Source organism: Streptomyces sp. NPDC001070 (assembly GCF_053598835.1).
Map to the genome: position 1 here is coordinate 13044 of NZ_JBSFLB010000042.1, position 14516 is coordinate 27559.

A 14516-nucleotide genomic window follows, 5' to 3' on the forward strand; every position below is an offset into this window, starting at 1 on the left:
CGCTCACGCCACGCACCAACCCCATCACCAGCGAAGAGAGCTTCGCCTCACGGAGAAACCATGCGCACCGCCTCACCGGATCTCATCCACGGTGTCCTGAACGTCCATCCGGCACCCCCGATCCACGCCCCGCTGTCACCCGGCCTGCACCAGCTGGCCACCCCCACCAAACCCGCCCTCCTGTACGTGCCGACCCGGCTCCCGTTCCGGCCGGCCCCGCTACTGGTCGCCTTCCACAAAACCGGGGGCGCGCCCGGCGACATGATCGCGCTGCTGCGCGCGGAAGCCGAGCGGCGCAAAGTCCTGCTCCTTGCCCCTCGCTCCGACCGGATGACCTGGGATGCCGTCAGAGGCGGCCGATTCGGCAAGGACGCGGTCAGCAGCCAGCACGCCATGGACACCGTCTTCGGTCACTTCCGGGTGGACCGCGACCGCGTCGCCGTCGCCGGGTTCGCCGACGGCGCCTCCTACGCCCTCGGTCTGGGCCTGGCCAACGGCAACCTGTTCACCCGCGTGCTGGCCTACTCCCCCGGGCACGTCCCACCCGGGTGCAGGACAGGACGGCCGACCATCTTCGTCTCCCACGGACGGCACGACACCACCCTGCCCGTCACACGGGCCAGCCACCGCATCGTGACCGCCCTCGAGGACGCGGGATACCACGTCGACTACCTCGAACACGGCCTCGGCCACCACGTCCCCCACAACATCGTGACCACCTCAGCCGAACTACTGGGCTGAAAACCGATGACACACCGGCATTCCGCACCTCAATCACGCCTGCTCAAAGAGAGGTTGGACGCCGGCAGCCAACCCGCAGTGGCCGGGCCTTGCCCACCCCCCTTCCATCGTCACCACCTTGACAGGTGATGGACGCGTTGCAACTATTGGATCACCTCCTGAGCAGGTGACACGGGTGAGCGCGCCCGCCGGTCGGCTTTCCGGCTCAAGAGACCCGCAACATTCCGCACCCCCGAAAGGACATGCAATGTCGAACAGCTACACCGCCGTCGTGAACGTGACCGGCGAGGGCCGCAACGGCGGCCGCGTCCGCTCCGACGACCGTCTGCTGGAGACCCCCCTGTCCCTCCCCAAGGAACTCGGCGGCGCGGGCACCGCCACCAACCCCGAGCAGCTCTTCGCCGCCGCCTGGTCCGCCTGTTTCCTCGGCGCCGTCCGTCGGGCTGCCGCCGACCGGAAGGTCAAGCTGGCCAGCACGGAGATCAACGCCGAGATCACCCTCAACCACAGCGACGGCGATTTCTCCCTCGCCGCCGTCCTCAACCTCGAACTCGGCGGCGTCGACCAGGACACGGCCACCGAACTCGCCAACGCCGCCCACCAGCTCTGCCCCTACTCGAAGGCCACCCGAGGCAACATCCCCGTCATCATCAACGCCACCGCCGTCTGAGCCGGCCGGAAGCGGGCGCCGGCACGCAGAGCCTCCATGGATCGCCTCCCTGACGCTTGGATGCGGGCGGCCGCCAGTAGGCCGGTCCCCCATGCGTGTTGACGGCGTTGACGGAGAGGTCGAGCCGGCATGCTGTCCGAACCACCTTGGCAGCGTGCCGCTCGACGGCCTCCGGGTCCAGCTCGTCGAGCTGTGGACGACAATCTCCGGCGGCCACCTGCGGACTCACTCTCCTGGGCCGGCTCCTCAAGCCCCGCAAGCCTGCGACCGGTTGCGGCCGAGGGTTCGGGCCCTGTCCGCACAATCGTCCCGGCCGAGCCGTGGACAGCGGCGGTCTTGTCCCCCAACAGCAGCCTTCACGCCGCGGCTGCGTCGCCGCCCGAAGCGGCACATCGTATGGCTTTCCTCCCTCGACGGCCTGCAGTTCGTGATCTGCTGCAGTCCGCCGGCCGCCGAAGTCCGCCCCGCGACGAGGGCGCTCAAGCTGCCGCGACCAGGCCTTCCGCCGGCTCGTAGCGGAGACTCGCCTGGTAAGCGGTGGGCTCACACTGCGGCCCGTTGGGCTGCGACTTCCTGAGCGTGACCTGAGTACGTTCGTCCACAAAGGGCTTGCGGCTGCCCTTGCCCGTGACGGTGAGACGCACGGTGACCCGCTCGGAGCCCACCGAATCCGGCAGTGGCACGCGCAGCAGCATCCGCTCCTCGTCGGCGGCCGCGCTCGCGGACTCGCATACCGCACCCCCACACAGCCGGTACACCGTCTCGGGGTCCGGGTCAGATGCACGCCGGGGCCGAACGGTTCCCCCCGGGACACCGGCGTCCAGCGGCACTGATCGCTGCTCGGGCGGGGTGCCGCGCGGCCCGGACCGGCCCCCTTCTCCGATCCGGGCCGCGCGTGATCGGAGCTCCGTCACGGGGTCAGCAGCAGCCGCCGGCTGCGGTGGCGGCGGGTTCGGCCGGGGCGGTGCCGGTGCTGCAGCAGGTGCCGGCCGGTTGCTCGGTCAGGTCGCCGGCGTCGGCCTTGACGACGTAGACCTCCCAGGGCTCCCTGCCGGGGCCGTGGACCCAGACCTTGTCCTGCAGGGCGTAGCAGCAGGTGGTGTCGGTCTCCTCGGTGGTGGCCAGGCCCGCCTGGTCCAGTCGGCGGGTGGCGGCGGTGACGTCGTCGGTGGATGCGACTTCGACGCCGAGGTGGTCCATACGGGTGTCCTCGCCGGGCTCGCCCTGGAACAGGACGAGCTTGAGCGGGGGTTCGGCGATGGCGAAGTTGGCATAGCCGTCGCGGAGCTTGGCGGGTTCGGTGCCGAACAGCTTGCTGTAGAAGGCGATGGACGCCTCAAGGTCGGGAACGCGGAGGGCCAGCTGTACGCGGGACATGACGTGCCTCTTCTCTCCGGGTGGGTGGGGGTCAGCAGCCGCTGCTGGTGGTGGCGGGGGCGCCGACGGCGATCCGCAGGACGGCGGGGGCAGCGCAGCAGCCGCCACCCGCGTCCTGGGGGGTGTCGGGCTGGTCGAACAGGCCGGCGCCGCCGCACACCCCGGTGTCGGGGAGGGTGAGCTCGACGCGTTCGGCGGCCTCGCGGTCACCGGCGATGGCGGCGGCGATGGAGCGGGTCTGCTCGTAGCCGGTCATGGCCAGGAAGGTCGGGGCGCGGCCGTAGGACTTCATGCCGACCAGGTAAACGCCCTGATCCGGGTGGGACAGTTCGTTCACTCCGTGCGGGTGGACGGTGCCGCAGGAGTGCACATTGGGGTCGATCAGCGGGGCGAGGGCGGTCGGGGCCTGCAGGCGCTCGTCCAGTCCGAGCCGGATCTCCGACAGGAACGACAGGTCGGGACGGAACCCGGTCAGTGCGATGACCTCGTCGACGGGCTCCAGGCGGCGTCCGTCCTCGGCCACCAGGACCAGGCGGCCGTCGGTGTCGCGCTCGATGGCCTCGGTGCGGAAGCCGGTCACGGCGTCGGCGTGGCCGTTGTCGACGGCGGCCCTGGCGGCCAGGCCGAGAGCCCCGCGGGCGGGGAGCTGGTCGGCCGCGCCGCCGCCGAAGGTGGAGCCGGAGATGCCGCGCCGCAGGATCCACACGGCGTGTGTGCCGGTGCCGCCCTCGGACTTGGCCAGGTCGGCGAGATGGGCCAGGGCCGTGAACGCGGAGGCGCCGGAGCCGATCACCGCGGTGCGCTTGCCCGCGTACCGGGCCCGCACGGCGGGGTCGTTCAGATCCGGGACGCGGTAGGAGATGCGGTCGGCCGCCGCCTTCTCGCCCAGGGCGGGCAGGCCGTTGCCTCCCGCCGGGCCGGGCACGGCCCAGGTGCCGGAGGCGTCGATGACGGCGCGGGCGGTGACGCGCTCCTCGCGGCCGTCGGCGTGGGCGACCTGGATCACGAAAGGCTGCGTCTCCCGGTCGGCGTCCACGATCCGGTCCCGTCCGGCGCGGGAGACCCCGGTCACGGTGGCGCCGTAGCGGACCTTGTCACCGAGGACGCCGGCGAGCGGCTGCAGATACTGCTCGGCCCAGTCGCCCCCGGTCGGGTAGGTGGCGCCGTCCGGACGGACCCACCCGGTCGGGGCGAGCAGCTTCTCCGCTGCCGGGGCGGTGACCTCGGCCCAGGTGGAGAACAGCCGCACGTGCGACCACTCGCGCACCGCGCTGCCCGCGACCGGGCCGGCCTCCAGCACCAGGGGCTCGAGACCTCGCTCCAGCAGGTCGGCGGCCGCGGCAAGCCCCGCGGGCCCGGCTCCGATCACGACGACAGGCAGCTCGGTGGTGACAGGCGCGTTCACGACGACTCCTCGGTGTTTCGACATCCGTCGATGCTTGTGCCGCCAGAGTGGCAGCTACTTTGACGAACGTCAACATAGACATCCATAGAAACAGGAGGTTCATCCACGGAGCGGATCGATGTCGCGGTGACGGGGGTCGACCAGTCGGGGGGGCGGCGACGGCATCACGGAGGAGGCCGGCGCCACCCTTCTCGCCACCGCCTTCCGCCGGACGCGTCCCACCCCGCCTCCCTCGATGACACCCTGGGCGCCCACGGCAGCCCCGCCACCGCTACGGCACCCCCCTCGGCCCCGCGGCCCGGCGCTCCCCGGGGCCGGCGGAGCAGTCTGTCGTCGAACGCGATGCGCAGACCGGCAGGGACGCCGCCGTGAACCGCCGACCGGCTGGAAACCTCGGCCACCAGGGGCGAGGACCGGGCGCCCTGGCCTCTTTGGTTCGACGTATGTCAACATAGAAGCATGTCGAATGTGGAGCTGCTGCCGGTCCTGGACTCCGAGGTCGTCGTGCCGTGCTGCCCGCCGTTGACCGAGCGGCCCCTGGACGCGGAGGAGGCCGAGCGGGCCGCCAAGATGTTCAAGGCCCTCGGCGACCCGGTCCGGCTCCGCCTGTTCTCCGCGGTCGCCTCCCACGAGGGCGGCGAGGCGTGCGTGTGCGACATCTCCGACGTCGGCGTCTCCCAGCCGACCGTCTCCCACCACCTGAAGAAGCTCAAGGAAGCCGGCCTGCTGAGCTCCGAGCGGCGCGGCACATGGGTCTACTACCGCGTCGAGCCGTCGGTAGTGGCCGCGATGGGCAGGCTCCTGGCCGGCGCCACGACGGCCTGAGACCTCGCCGCATCGCCCGGCGGTCCGCACACCGTCCGCGCGCATGCCGATGTCCCGAGTCGCGAGCGCCGCGGGATCCGGGTGCCAGGTGCACGGTGGACCGGGGACGGTCCGGACAAGGTGCGCCAGATCATCCGCTCAGCCCTCATCGAGCCCTGGGCACAGGGTCCTCACCTTCAAAAGTGGAGGGTGCGTCGAATCACGCGACTGTGCGGAGACGCGGAAGCGCGCGCAGAGTCAGGGCAAGCCGGCAGGCGCTTGCGGTGGCCGCGAGCAGGAGGGGGCCGGTAAGAGGCGGCGCGAGAAGGGCGAGCATGGCCAGCGCTCCGGCGTCGAGGGTCACCAGGCCGGTACCGGCCGCGGTCGCGGCGGGCCGGATGCGGCGGTACGGTCCGCGCCAGGCGACCGCGAGCAGGCCGATGACCACGAGCAGAGTCAGCGGCACGGCCGCGTGCACGACGGCAGGGATGGATTGCCAGGTCGGCGTGGTGAGCAGCACGGTGGCCCAGCAGCCGCCGACCAAGGGGCCGGTGGCGAGCAGTCTGCGGGCGAGGCGGCGCCCGGGAGCGATGTGCGCGAAGGCGTCGGTGACCTGTTCGAGGGTGCCGAAATCGGCGATGGCCGCCTTGGCTGCGGCGTCGGGGGCATGCCCCTGTTCGCGGAGGTCGTCGTAGGACGCGATCAGGCCGTCGGCCAGTTCGGCGGCGATGTCGGCGGGCAGCCGGTCGCGCAGGGCGTCAAGGTAGGCGCCGATCAGGTGGGGCGTGGCCACGGCCGGCCTTCCAGCAGGGTCGTGATGAGCGCGGAGAATTCCTGCCAGCCGGTGCGCTCGCCGGCCAGGGCGGTGCGGCCGGCCTCGGTGAGCGTGTAACTGCGGCGGGGGCGGGGGCCGTCGGTATCCCAAGTGCCGGTGATCAGGCCCGACTCCTCAAGGCGGCGCAGCGCCGGATAGATGGTGCCGGTGGGCAGGTCGATGCGTCCGGCCGAGCGGTCGCGGAGTGCCTCTCTGACTGCGTAGCCGTGCCGGGGGCCCTCTTCGAGCGTGGCCAGCAGCAAGGCATCCAGGTGACCTTTCAGTACTTCTGCCCTCATGCGTAGTGACGCTACTCGTCCAGGGCTTCCCGGACCAGAGACCGAGCGGTAGCGTTCCTATCTAGGTAGCCACACTACTTATAGGGGCGGGTGGATGGACCTGTTCGGAATCCACGTACCGGAGAGCTCGCCGGTCCTTCTTGGCTTCTTGGCCGTGCACGTGGTGGCGGCACTGGTGGCCGTGGTGGCCGGAGCGGCGGCCGCGCTGGTGCGGCGTAAGGGCCGCGGGCGACACGGCAATCTCGGCGGTGTGTACTTCTGGGCGATCTGCGTGGTCTTCGCCACCGCCACGGCCCTGACGGCTGTGCGCCCGCGCGAGGACTACCGCCTGTTCCTGATCGGCGCGGCGGCGTTCGCCGGGGCATGTCTCGGACGTACGGCCAGACGTCGGCGCTGGCCCGGCGATGCGGCGCACATCATCGGCATGGGCGGTTCCTACGTCGCGATGCTGACCGCGTTCTACGTCGACAACGGCCCCCACCTACCGGTCTGGGACCGGCTGCCCCCGTTGACCTACTGGCTACTGCCCGCCGCGGTCGGAACCCCGCTGATCTGGCGCGCCAACCGCCGCGCCCGGGTGCGAGCCTCCACCGTCAGCGTCGGGGCCGACTCGATTCCCCGAGGAGGTCCCGGGACGGCCATCCGGCGGAAATCCCCGCCCTGACGCTGCCGGACGGGGTGATCGGGGCCTCACCGGGTCGCGGTCGACGGAGACGCTGGGGGCCGGCATCGACCAGCGGATTCAGGGAGGCGCGGGCGGAGTAGAGCGCGGCGGTGTACCCGGCGGGGCCGGAGCCGATGACGACGACCTCGCGGACCTGCTCGCTCATGCCGCAGGCTCCGGGGCGATCTCGGCGATCAGACCCTCGATGAGGACCTTGATCTCGTCACGGATGGGGCGGACGGCCTCCACGCCCCGACCGGCCGGGTCCTCCAGGTCCCAGTCCAGGTACCGCTTGCCCGGGAAGACCGGGCAGGTGTCGCCGCAGCCCATGGTGATGCACACATCGGATGCCTGGACCGCCTCGACGGTCAGCACCTTCGGGATCTCGGCGGAGATGTCGATGCCGACTTCCTTCATCGCCTCGACGGCGGCCGGGTTGACCTGGTCGCCCGGGTCGGAGCCGGCCGAGCGAACCTCGACGCGGTCCCCGGCGAGGTGAGTGAGCCACGCGGCGGCCATCTGGGAGCGGCCGGCGTTGTGGACACAGACGAAGAGCACGGAGGGCTTGTCGGACATGGCGGTCTCTCTTGTCTACGACGGAATGCCCGGGCTGGCATCAGCCCCGGCCGATGTGACAGTATCAGCCCATGCTGACGTCAGTCGACACTGATCTGATCCGGGTCCTGGCGGACCCGCTCAGGCTCCGGATCGTGAGCCTGCTCGCCCGCGAGACGCTGTGCACCACGCATCTCGTGGAGGAGACGGGCGCCCGTCAGACCAACCTCTCCAATCACCTCAAGGTGCTCAGAGAGGCCGGTGTTGTCGAGACCGAGCCGTGCGGCCGGTTCACGTACTACCGGCTGCGGCCGGAGGTCATCGAAAGCCTGGCCAGGGGCTTCGCCGATCTGGCCGCCACCGCGCGGGCCACCGCCGAGACGAACACCAAGCGCGCCTGCCCCTGATCCCCGTCCCCCGCGCCTCGCCGACAGGAGTCCCGTTGAGCGCCACCGAGACCGCCCCCGAGTTCACGGCGGAATCCGCCTCCGCCGTCGTCCCCGCGCCGCGCGTCCCGCTGACCCGCCGGGCAGCCGCCGAGCTGGTCGGCACAGCGGCCCTGGTCGCCATCGTGATCGGCTCCGGTGTCCAGGCCACCGAGCTCAGCAAGGACGTCGGCGTCCAGCTGCTGGCGAACGCCATCGCCACGGTCTTCGGCCTGGGCGTGCTCATCGCCCTGCTCGGCCCGGTCTCCGGGGCGCACTTCAATCCGGTCGTCACCGTCGCCGAGTGGTGGACCTCCCGCCGCGAGGGCGGCGACGGCGTCACGGCCCGCGAAGCCGCCGCCTACATACCGGCTCAGGTCACCGGGGCGATCGCCGGCGCGGTCCTGGCGGATGCCATGTTCGCCGAACCGCTGGTGAAGTGGTCCACGCACGACCGATCGGCCGGGCATCTGCTGCTCGGCGAGGTCGTCGCCACCGCCGGCCTGGTGCTGCTGATCTTCGGGCTTGCCCGCACACGGCGGCTGCACTTCGCGCCGGTCGCCGTTGCCTCGTACATCGGCGCCGCCTACTGGTTCACCTCCTCCACCTCCTTCGCCAACCCCGCCGTCACCATCGGCCGGGCCTTCTCCGACACCTTCGCCGGGATCGCCCCGGCCTCCGTGCCCGGCTTCATCGGCATGCAGGTGGTCGGCGGTGTCGTCGGCGTGGCCCTGGTCGCGCTGGTCTTCGGCCGATCAGCGAAGTGATCCACCAGGTCCCTGTGGTGGTCATCGGCGGCAGCCAAGCCGGCCTCGCCGCCGGCTGCCGCCTGCGCCGCTCTTGCCGGGGCCGCTGACCGCGTATCCAGGATGCGTATCGCGCCCCTGCCCAGAGGCCGCGGCTTCGCCTCGGCGGCTGCGCGTGAGCTGCCGCCCGAACGCGCCATGGCCTCCGGAACCACTCAGGCCCGCGAATCAGGGTCAACGTCCGCTGTCTGCTCGATCGCCTCGTGACGAGCGTCTGCTGAGCATCGCGAAGTCAGAGCGTGGCGCTCCTCGGGTTGGCCGCGAACGAGCCGCTGTGCTGGTGTGGACCGATTCCACCGCCGCGCCGCTGATCGCGCCCCCCTCGTCCGTGCGGGTCGGCACACGGTCAAGGCAACCGCATGGTGATGCCGGCCGTGGGGCCGCGCCCGAGCCGGGCGCCGGGAACTCAAGCCCAGATCGCCTGGGCCAGTGCCGCACCGGTGAACACCGCTCCCAGGCCGGCGACGACACTGGCGACGACGTTGGCGGCGGCCAGGAACCGCCCTCCGCCCTCGGCCAGGCGCAACGTCTCGTAGGAGAAGGTCGAGTAGGTGGTCAGCGCCCCGCAGAAACCGGTGCCGATCAGGAGCTGTGCCGAATGGGATGCGGCGCCGTAGGTCAGAGCGCCCGCCAGACCTCCCAGGATCAGGGAGCCGGTGACGTTGACCGTGAAGGTGCCCCACGGGAAGACCGTGTCGTGCCGAGCCTGGACGGCACGGTCGGTGAGGTACCGCAAGGGTGCTCCGACCATGGCTCCGATGATGACCAAGACCCAGTTCACCGTTCGGCTCCCCGTCCGACATAGCGGATGACCTCGACCTCGTCCAAGGTCACCAGCCCCTCGGTGACGAGCTCGTCGAGCTGCGGCAGGAACGCACGGATGCGTTCCGCCTGGTCCACGATGACGACCATCACGGGAAGGTTGTCGCTCAGGGAGAGGAGCCGCGTGGTGTGGATCAGGGAGGAGGCTCCGAAGCCTTCCGCACCGTGGAAGACGCTGGCCCCCGCCAAGCCTGCCTCGTGCGCCCGGTGGACGATCTCCGTGCACAGTGGCTTGTGGTGCCAGGTGTCGTTGTCGCCGATCAGAACGGTCAACCGCAGCACGGTGCCGTGCAGGCGTGTCATGGCTGCCTCCATCCGTTCAGACGTCGGGTCACCGTCGCCGCGGTCCACACCGCGGCCAGCGCGAGCACGGGCGTGGCCGCGAGGTAGGCCAGGGCGGCTGCTGCGTGACCGCCTTGCACCAGAGTGTGGATGTCGACCGCGTACGTGGAGAAGGTGGTGAAGCCCCCCAGTACGCCGGTTCCGAAAAACGGCCGCACGAGCGGGTGTGCGGCCCACATCTCGGTGATCACCACCATGAAGACGCCCATCACGGCGCAGCCCACCGCGTTGACAGCGAGCGTGGTCAACGGAAAGGCGCCCGGCACCGTCGGCCACAGCAAGCCCGCGCCATACCGTGCACACGCTCCCAGCGCACCACCAATGGCGACCACGGCGACCATCGGCCCCTGCTCAGGCACCTGCGAAAGTCGCGGCGCAGAAGCCGACCGCTGGATACCGGAGTCGGCGGGCTCGGTCATAAGAGACGGGGCTGGCGAGGTCTGGTCCCTGACGCGGGGATCCCACCGCAGCCCTCTCGACGGGAGCCCCGTTGCGAGCGGCTCGCCGCCGGCCGTGGAGGAGGCCGGGACGAATCCGTATCTCCAGCATGCGCCTCATCCCGGCCTTTCGCGTGGAACGATACGGGTGCACATGTGCGGTCCGGAACCTCGGACGCCGCCGGCACATGGACCGTCCCATCCGAAGTCCTCCCCGAGAACACCGCCGGTCGTGTGACGTCGTACCGGGTTCCGCCCGTGACGGCCGCGGACAAGCTCTCCACAGCGGTCGACGATCAGGTGGTACGTGGAGCCGGGGAGCGGCGGTCGACCGCCGGCGGCCCCGGGCTGTCATCGACAGTCCGGTGACCTCGGCATCGCCGGCGTCGGGCTGGACACCGACGGAGCCACGGCGGGCCACCCCCGCACCCCTGCTGATCACGTCCGACCGGTCTCCATCCTCGTCGGCGGTCGATGTCAGCCCTGAGCGGTGGGCCGCACGATCAGTTCGTTGACGTCGACGTTCGCGGGCTGGTCGACGGCGAAGGCGATGGCGTCCGCGATGGCCGAAGCGGGGATCGCCAGTTGCTCGGCCGCCGCTCGGGCGGCGGCTTGGGCTTCCGCCGAGCCGCCGTGGTGCGTCAGTTCGCTCTGCGTGAAGCCGGGGCTGACGACGGTGACGCGGATGTCCCGGCTCTCCTGCCGCAGCCCCTCCGACAGTGCCGCCACCGCGAACTTGGTGGCGCTGTAGACCGCCGCGGTCGGGTCCACCCGGTGCCCGGACACCGAGGACACATTCACGATGTGCCCTCCTGCCTGCCGCTGCATCTGAGGCAGCACAGCGGCGATGCCATGGAGAACGCCACGCAGATTGACGTCGATCATCCGCTCCCACTCGGCGATGCGCAGATCGGCGATCGGCGACAGCGGCATCACGCCGGCGTTGTTGATCAACACGTCGATGCGGCCGTACTCCTCCAGGCCGGCGGCGGCGAAGGCGCGCATGGAGTCAAGGCTCGTCACGTCCAGCTCGCGGTGGGCAACCGATGCCCCCTCGACCCGCAATTCCTCGGCGAGCGCGGCGAGACGCTTGGTCCGACGGGCACCGAGGAGTACTCGATGCCCGAGTCCGGCGAGACGGCGGGCGGTTGCCTCGCCGATGCCGCTGCTGGCGCCAGTGATCAGGACGGCCTTCGATTGTGATGTGGTCATGTTCATCCTTCGGGTGTTCCGGCGGCGACCGCCGCCCCCATGACTCAAGAACGCCGGGACGGATCCGGGAAGGGAGTGGGTGCCTGGGTGCGCCACACCCAGGCACCCACTGCCTTCTTCGTCGCGAGGCGTCGACGGACACTGGTGGCTCGACCGGTACCCGCACGAAGGGCGACGCCCCGGGCCCGGCCTCGCTCCGGCAATCGGGACACGCCCTCGGCCCAAACGGGACGAGGACGGCATCCGATGGCCGCGGAACGCGGGCCTGCCCCGCGCAGGTGCCGCGAGCAGAACAGGACAGCGCGCATGGTCATGGGGTTGACGGTCCCCGATCGCCGCGTCGCGGATCCGGCGAGCTTCGCTAGCATCGGTGCCATGGCGACGCGCGACAACGAACTCGGGGCCTTTCTCCGCGCGAGCCGCGCACGGGTGGAGCCCTCGGACGCCGGACTCGCCGGCGGCATATCCCAGCGACGTGTCCGCGGCCTTCGACGCGAAGAGGTCGCCGTGCTCGCCGGGGTGAGCGCCGACTACTACGCCCGCCTCGAGCAGGGGCGTGAACGCAATCCCTCCGCGCAGGTGATCGCTGCCATCGGGGGCGCGCTTCGCCTCACACCCGATGCACGCGAGCATCTGTACCGATTGGCGGGACTGAACCCCGGGCTCGGACCGGACACCCCCCGGGATCGCGTGCACCCGTCCCTCCTGCACCTGCTGGAGGCCTTCCCTTCCGCGGCGGCCTACGTACTCGGCCCGGCCTTCGAGGTGCTGGCGACCAACCCCATCGCCGACGCGCTGCTGTCGCCGTTCGGGGCAGAACGGAACATGCCGCGCATCCTCTTCACCCACCCCCAGGCAAAGACGGTGTTCACCGACTGGCAACTGCTGCGGCGCAGCACCGTGCACGCGCTGCGCCTGAACGCCGGCCGGTTTCCCGGCGACGCGGTCATCAACGAACTCGTCGCCGAGCTCACGAAGACCTCACCGGAGTTCCACGTGCTGTGGGAAGAGCACAGCGTGGGAAGCCTGCCCCGGGCGTTCAAGGTGTTCGTGCACCCCGAGGCGGGGCGGATCGAGCTGACCTACCAGACCTTCGACGTGATCGACGCGCCGGGGCAGACACTGCTCGTCGGCACTCCCGAGCCCGGAAGCCGCAGCGAGGAGGCCATGGCCTATCTGGCCTCAGCGACAGGACCGGCCTGAACCGTCACCGCCCGACCCGGACCATTGGCCGCTTCCTGGGTGCCGCACACCCAGGAAGACGCTGCCTTCCTGCCTGCCGACCCGTCCTTCACGCTGGAGCCGACGCCGACGGGTGACACCCGCCCGGCCACGATCACCCACCATCGGAAGAGACACCCCCGCCATGACCGAGATCCTGGAAGTGACCACACTCCGGCCCGCGCCCGGCCTCACCCCGGAGGACTTCGTCGCCGCCAACACCGACATCAACGAGTACCTCAAACGCCGGCCCGGCTTCCAGTGGCGCCGCATCCTCCTGCGCGGCGACGGCACGATCCTGGACATCGTCGCCTACGACAACATCAAGAACGCCCGCTCCGGAGCCGCCGGGATCACCGGCGAGATGAGCGACTCACCGGTACACGAAGCGATAGACCACAACACGGTCGACTGGCAGTTCACCACCGTGCTCCAGCACGTCGAATAACGCGCCCGGCCACCACCCGGAAGGGACGACCATGCCTCAAGGCCCCTCGACCCGGCCTGCGAGAAGGAGTCGCCGATCTTGAAAGGGTCGCTGTGACCCGAGACGGTCCACGACGGGCCCCTCAAGCCCGTCGCCCCTCAGAAATTCCCGAGGCGGGGCCCCCGGCCTGTTCGATTGCCCGCGGCTCGCCCCGGCGTCCCCCCAGGGGCTGCGGGGCCGCCACCGAACCGGACCAGAGCCGATCCGCAGCAGTCCGGGCACTGTCGAGGTTCGGCCGGGGCATGTCTCCGCAGCAGGGCGCCCCGCGCTCCGCTCCCCCGGCGAGCCGGTGGGGTCCCAGCCGAAGGCAGGCCGTACCGCTTCGTTCGGGGCGCGGACGGGGGGCGTGGCCACCACCGCGGTTCCGCCGGGGCGTACGGCACGGTGCCGGTCGCCGGCAGGGCCCACGCGGTCCCGGTGGCCACCGTCGCGCCGGTGGGGAGGAGCATCCATCCGGCCACCTGTCCCGCGGTGCTGGTCCGAGACGGGCGAAGAACGTGAACGCGAGCCGGCCGGTCCCCACCGGGCGGCGTTCGCAGGGACGCACGAGTCATGGCTCGGGGACGGTCGTGGCTTCTCCGTTGCCTGTCACTGCTCGCTGGTGGCGATGTAGGTCCCGTGCCAGGTGTGGTTCCACACGGCACCAGTGGAGGCGTTGACCGACAGCATGCCGTTGATCCTCCCCGAACGCATGGTGTGCAGCGTGTAGTAGCCGGGGAATGCCTCAGCCTCGCCGACGGTGAGGTCGCTGCCGCGGTCGCGCAGCCACCGCTGGGCGCGGTCCTGGGCCTGTTCGGGGGAGATCCGGGTCTGGGGCCGGCCGCGGTGGTGCATGCCGTACTGGGTGTTCCACATCATCGCCGGGCCGTACTCGATCCCGGCATCACCGTCGGCCGGGTCGACGAGGATCTCGGTGGCCAGCTTCCCGCCAGGGGTTTCCAGTTCGGCGTAGAAGTTCTTCGAGAACCGCATGACCTCACCGACACGCAGGTCGAGTCGGTCGGCGAAGGCGCCGGCCCGTTGTCGGGCCCGGTCCAGGGACTTCACCGGGGTGCCGTCTCCGCGCTGCCAATAGTGCCCGCCCATCATGCCGGGACCCCACACGCAGTCATCGCGGCCCATCATGCCCGGCCCCGTGCCGGGCCCCCATGAGTCCCAGCCGTCCCAGCCGTCGCCCGATGTGCCCGGCGCCCAGCAATCGCTGCCGGAGAGACTTGGCACGGCCGCCGCGCGGTGCGAGGCACCGCTGGACGTACTGTCGCCTGCCGCGCATCCGGCGGCCAGCGTGCCGGCCAGCGCGAGGGCCGCGAGCGCCGCGACGGTCCGCCTGCTCGTGCTGGACATGACCATCACCCTTCCAGGCCGTTCCGGCCACGTCGCCTGTACCCGGCGGAGGCAGGCCTGTCCTCTCCAGCCTCGCTCCGCCTGCGAGGAC

General features: G+C 71.0%; 19 protein-coding genes and 1 pseudogene. 8 read left to right on the forward strand and 12 right to left on the reverse strand.

Translation table 11 applies throughout. The features are described 5' to 3' along the window. Positions 1–60 precede the first annotated feature (60 nt). On the forward strand, positions 61–741 hold the full coding sequence (locus ACWDAS_RS35980) for an alpha/beta hydrolase (protein WP_450399295.1): 681 nt from the start codon (positions 61–63) through the stop codon (positions 739–741). A gap of 247 nt (positions 742–988) precedes the next feature. Beyond that, on the forward strand, positions 989–1411 hold the full coding sequence (locus tag ACWDAS_RS35985; protein WP_450399297.1) for an organic hydroperoxide resistance protein: 423 nt from the start codon (positions 989–991) through the stop codon (positions 1409–1411). Between the two features lie 479 nt (positions 1412–1890). Here ACWDAS_RS35985 and ACWDAS_RS35990 read toward each other — a convergent pair whose 3' ends face one another. The 3 genes from ACWDAS_RS35990 to ACWDAS_RS36000 all read right to left on the reverse strand — a co-directional run bounded on the left by ACWDAS_RS35990 (position 1891) and on the right by ACWDAS_RS36000 (position 4193). After that, positions 1891–2106: a hypothetical protein gene (locus ACWDAS_RS35990; protein ID WP_450399299.1), complete on the reverse strand. Its 216-nt coding sequence runs from the start codon at positions 2104–2106 to the stop codon at positions 1891–1893. Positions 2107–2329: 223 nt separating this feature from the next. Beyond that, the gene (locus tag ACWDAS_RS35995) at positions 2330–2788 is read right to left on the reverse strand and encodes an ArsI/CadI family heavy metal resistance metalloenzyme (RefSeq protein ID WP_450399301.1); all 459 of its coding nucleotides are present in this window, start codon (positions 2786–2788) and stop codon (positions 2330–2332) included. A 31-nt stretch (positions 2789–2819) separates the two neighbouring features. After that, positions 2820–4193, reverse strand: a complete 1374-nt coding sequence (locus ACWDAS_RS36000) for an NAD(P)-binding domain-containing protein (RefSeq protein WP_450399303.1) — start codon at positions 4191–4193, stop codon at positions 2820–2822. A gap of 459 nt (positions 4194–4652) precedes the next feature. On the opposite strand from ACWDAS_RS36000, the gene ACWDAS_RS36005 reads away from it, so the two are divergent. Continuing rightward, a complete protein-coding gene (locus ACWDAS_RS36005) occupies positions 4653–5018 on the forward strand; it encodes an ArsR/SmtB family transcription factor (protein ID WP_450399305.1) in 366 nt (121 codons plus the stop codon). Positions 5019–5217: 199 nt separating this feature from the next. Here the strand turns inward: ACWDAS_RS36005 and ACWDAS_RS36010 are convergent, their stop codons facing one another. Together ACWDAS_RS36010 and ACWDAS_RS36015 are read right to left on the reverse strand one after the other, a co-directional pair. Further along, positions 5218–5790, reverse strand: a complete 573-nt coding sequence (locus tag ACWDAS_RS36010; RefSeq protein ID WP_450399308.1) for a permease prefix domain 1-containing protein — start codon at positions 5788–5790, stop codon at positions 5218–5220. Continuing rightward, positions 5772–6110 carry a PadR family transcriptional regulator gene (locus tag ACWDAS_RS36015; RefSeq protein WP_450399311.1) on the reverse strand — a complete coding sequence of 113 codons (339 nt, stop codon included), beginning with the start codon at positions 6108–6110 and terminating at the stop codon, positions 5772–5774. Before ACWDAS_RS36015 ends, ACWDAS_RS36010 begins: the two co-directional genes overlap by 19 nt. Before the next feature lie 94 nt (positions 6111–6204). Here ACWDAS_RS36015 and ACWDAS_RS36020 point away from each other — a divergent pair, with 94 nt between their 5' ends. Beyond that, positions 6205–6774 carry a hypothetical protein gene (locus ACWDAS_RS36020; RefSeq protein ID WP_450399314.1) on the forward strand — a complete coding sequence of 190 codons (570 nt, stop codon included), beginning with the start codon at positions 6205–6207 and terminating at the stop codon, positions 6772–6774. A gap of 58 nt (positions 6775–6832) precedes the next feature. Here the strand turns inward: ACWDAS_RS36020 and ACWDAS_RS36025 are convergent. Both ACWDAS_RS36025 and ACWDAS_RS36030 read right to left on the reverse strand, forming a co-directional pair. After that, a pseudogene (locus ACWDAS_RS36025) lies at positions 6833–6940 on the reverse strand (FAD-binding protein); the annotation flags it as partial. Continuing rightward, entirely contained in the window at positions 6937–7350 is a 414-nt protein-coding gene (locus ACWDAS_RS36030) for an arsenate reductase ArsC (protein WP_450399317.1), read from the reverse strand. The pseudogene ACWDAS_RS36025 and the gene ACWDAS_RS36030, both read right to left, overlap by 4 nt. 71 nt (positions 7351–7421) lie before the next feature. Between ACWDAS_RS36030 and ACWDAS_RS36035 the strand changes: the two genes are divergently transcribed. Continuing rightward, positions 7422–7736, forward strand: coding sequence for an ArsR/SmtB family transcription factor (locus tag ACWDAS_RS36035; RefSeq protein WP_450399319.1), 315 nt, complete (start codon positions 7422–7424; stop codon positions 7734–7736). A 35-nt stretch (positions 7737–7771) separates the two neighbouring features. Then, on the forward strand, positions 7772–8521 hold the full coding sequence (locus tag ACWDAS_RS36040; RefSeq protein WP_450399321.1) for an aquaporin: 750 nt from the start codon (positions 7772–7774) through the stop codon (positions 8519–8521). Between the two features lie 445 nt (positions 8522–8966). Here ACWDAS_RS36040 and crcB (ACWDAS_RS36045) read toward each other — a convergent pair whose 3' ends face one another. From crcB (ACWDAS_RS36045) to ACWDAS_RS36060, 4 genes are all read right to left on the reverse strand, one after another. Beyond that, on the reverse strand, positions 8967–9341 hold the full coding sequence (gene crcB, locus ACWDAS_RS36045) for a fluoride efflux transporter CrcB (RefSeq protein ID WP_450399324.1): 375 nt from the start codon (positions 9339–9341) through the stop codon (positions 8967–8969). Beyond that, positions 9338–9685: a DUF190 domain-containing protein gene (locus ACWDAS_RS36050; protein ID WP_450399326.1), complete on the reverse strand. Its 348-nt coding sequence runs from the start codon at positions 9683–9685 to the stop codon at positions 9338–9340. The genes crcB (ACWDAS_RS36045) and ACWDAS_RS36050 overlap by 4 nt, the downstream gene beginning before the upstream one ends. Further along, a complete protein-coding gene (crcB, locus tag ACWDAS_RS36055) occupies positions 9682–10143 on the reverse strand; it encodes a fluoride efflux transporter CrcB (RefSeq protein WP_450399329.1) in 462 nt (153 codons plus the stop codon). Before crcB (ACWDAS_RS36055) ends, ACWDAS_RS36050 begins: the two co-directional genes overlap by 4 nt. A 495-nt stretch (positions 10144–10638) precedes the next feature. Beyond that, complete coding sequence (locus tag ACWDAS_RS36060; protein ID WP_450399331.1) at positions 10639–11379, reverse strand: SDR family oxidoreductase; 741 nt, start codon at positions 11377–11379, stop codon at positions 10639–10641. A 306-nt stretch (positions 11380–11685) separates the two neighbouring features. Here ACWDAS_RS36060 and ACWDAS_RS36065 point away from each other — a divergent pair, with 306 nt between their 5' ends. Further along, entirely contained in the window at positions 11686–12576 is an 891-nt protein-coding gene (locus tag ACWDAS_RS36065) for a helix-turn-helix transcriptional regulator (protein WP_450399333.1), read from the forward strand. Positions 12577–12739: 163 nt separating this feature from the next. Continuing rightward, positions 12740–13042, forward strand: coding sequence for a hypothetical protein (locus ACWDAS_RS36070; RefSeq protein ID WP_450399334.1), 303 nt, complete (start codon positions 12740–12742; stop codon positions 13040–13042). Positions 13043–13669: 627 nt separating this feature from the next. Here the strand turns inward: ACWDAS_RS36070 and ACWDAS_RS36075 are convergent. Then, on the reverse strand, positions 13670–14425 hold the full coding sequence (locus tag ACWDAS_RS36075) for a hypothetical protein (RefSeq protein ID WP_450399337.1): 756 nt from the start codon (positions 14423–14425) through the stop codon (positions 13670–13672). Positions 14426–14516 lie beyond the last annotated feature (91 nt).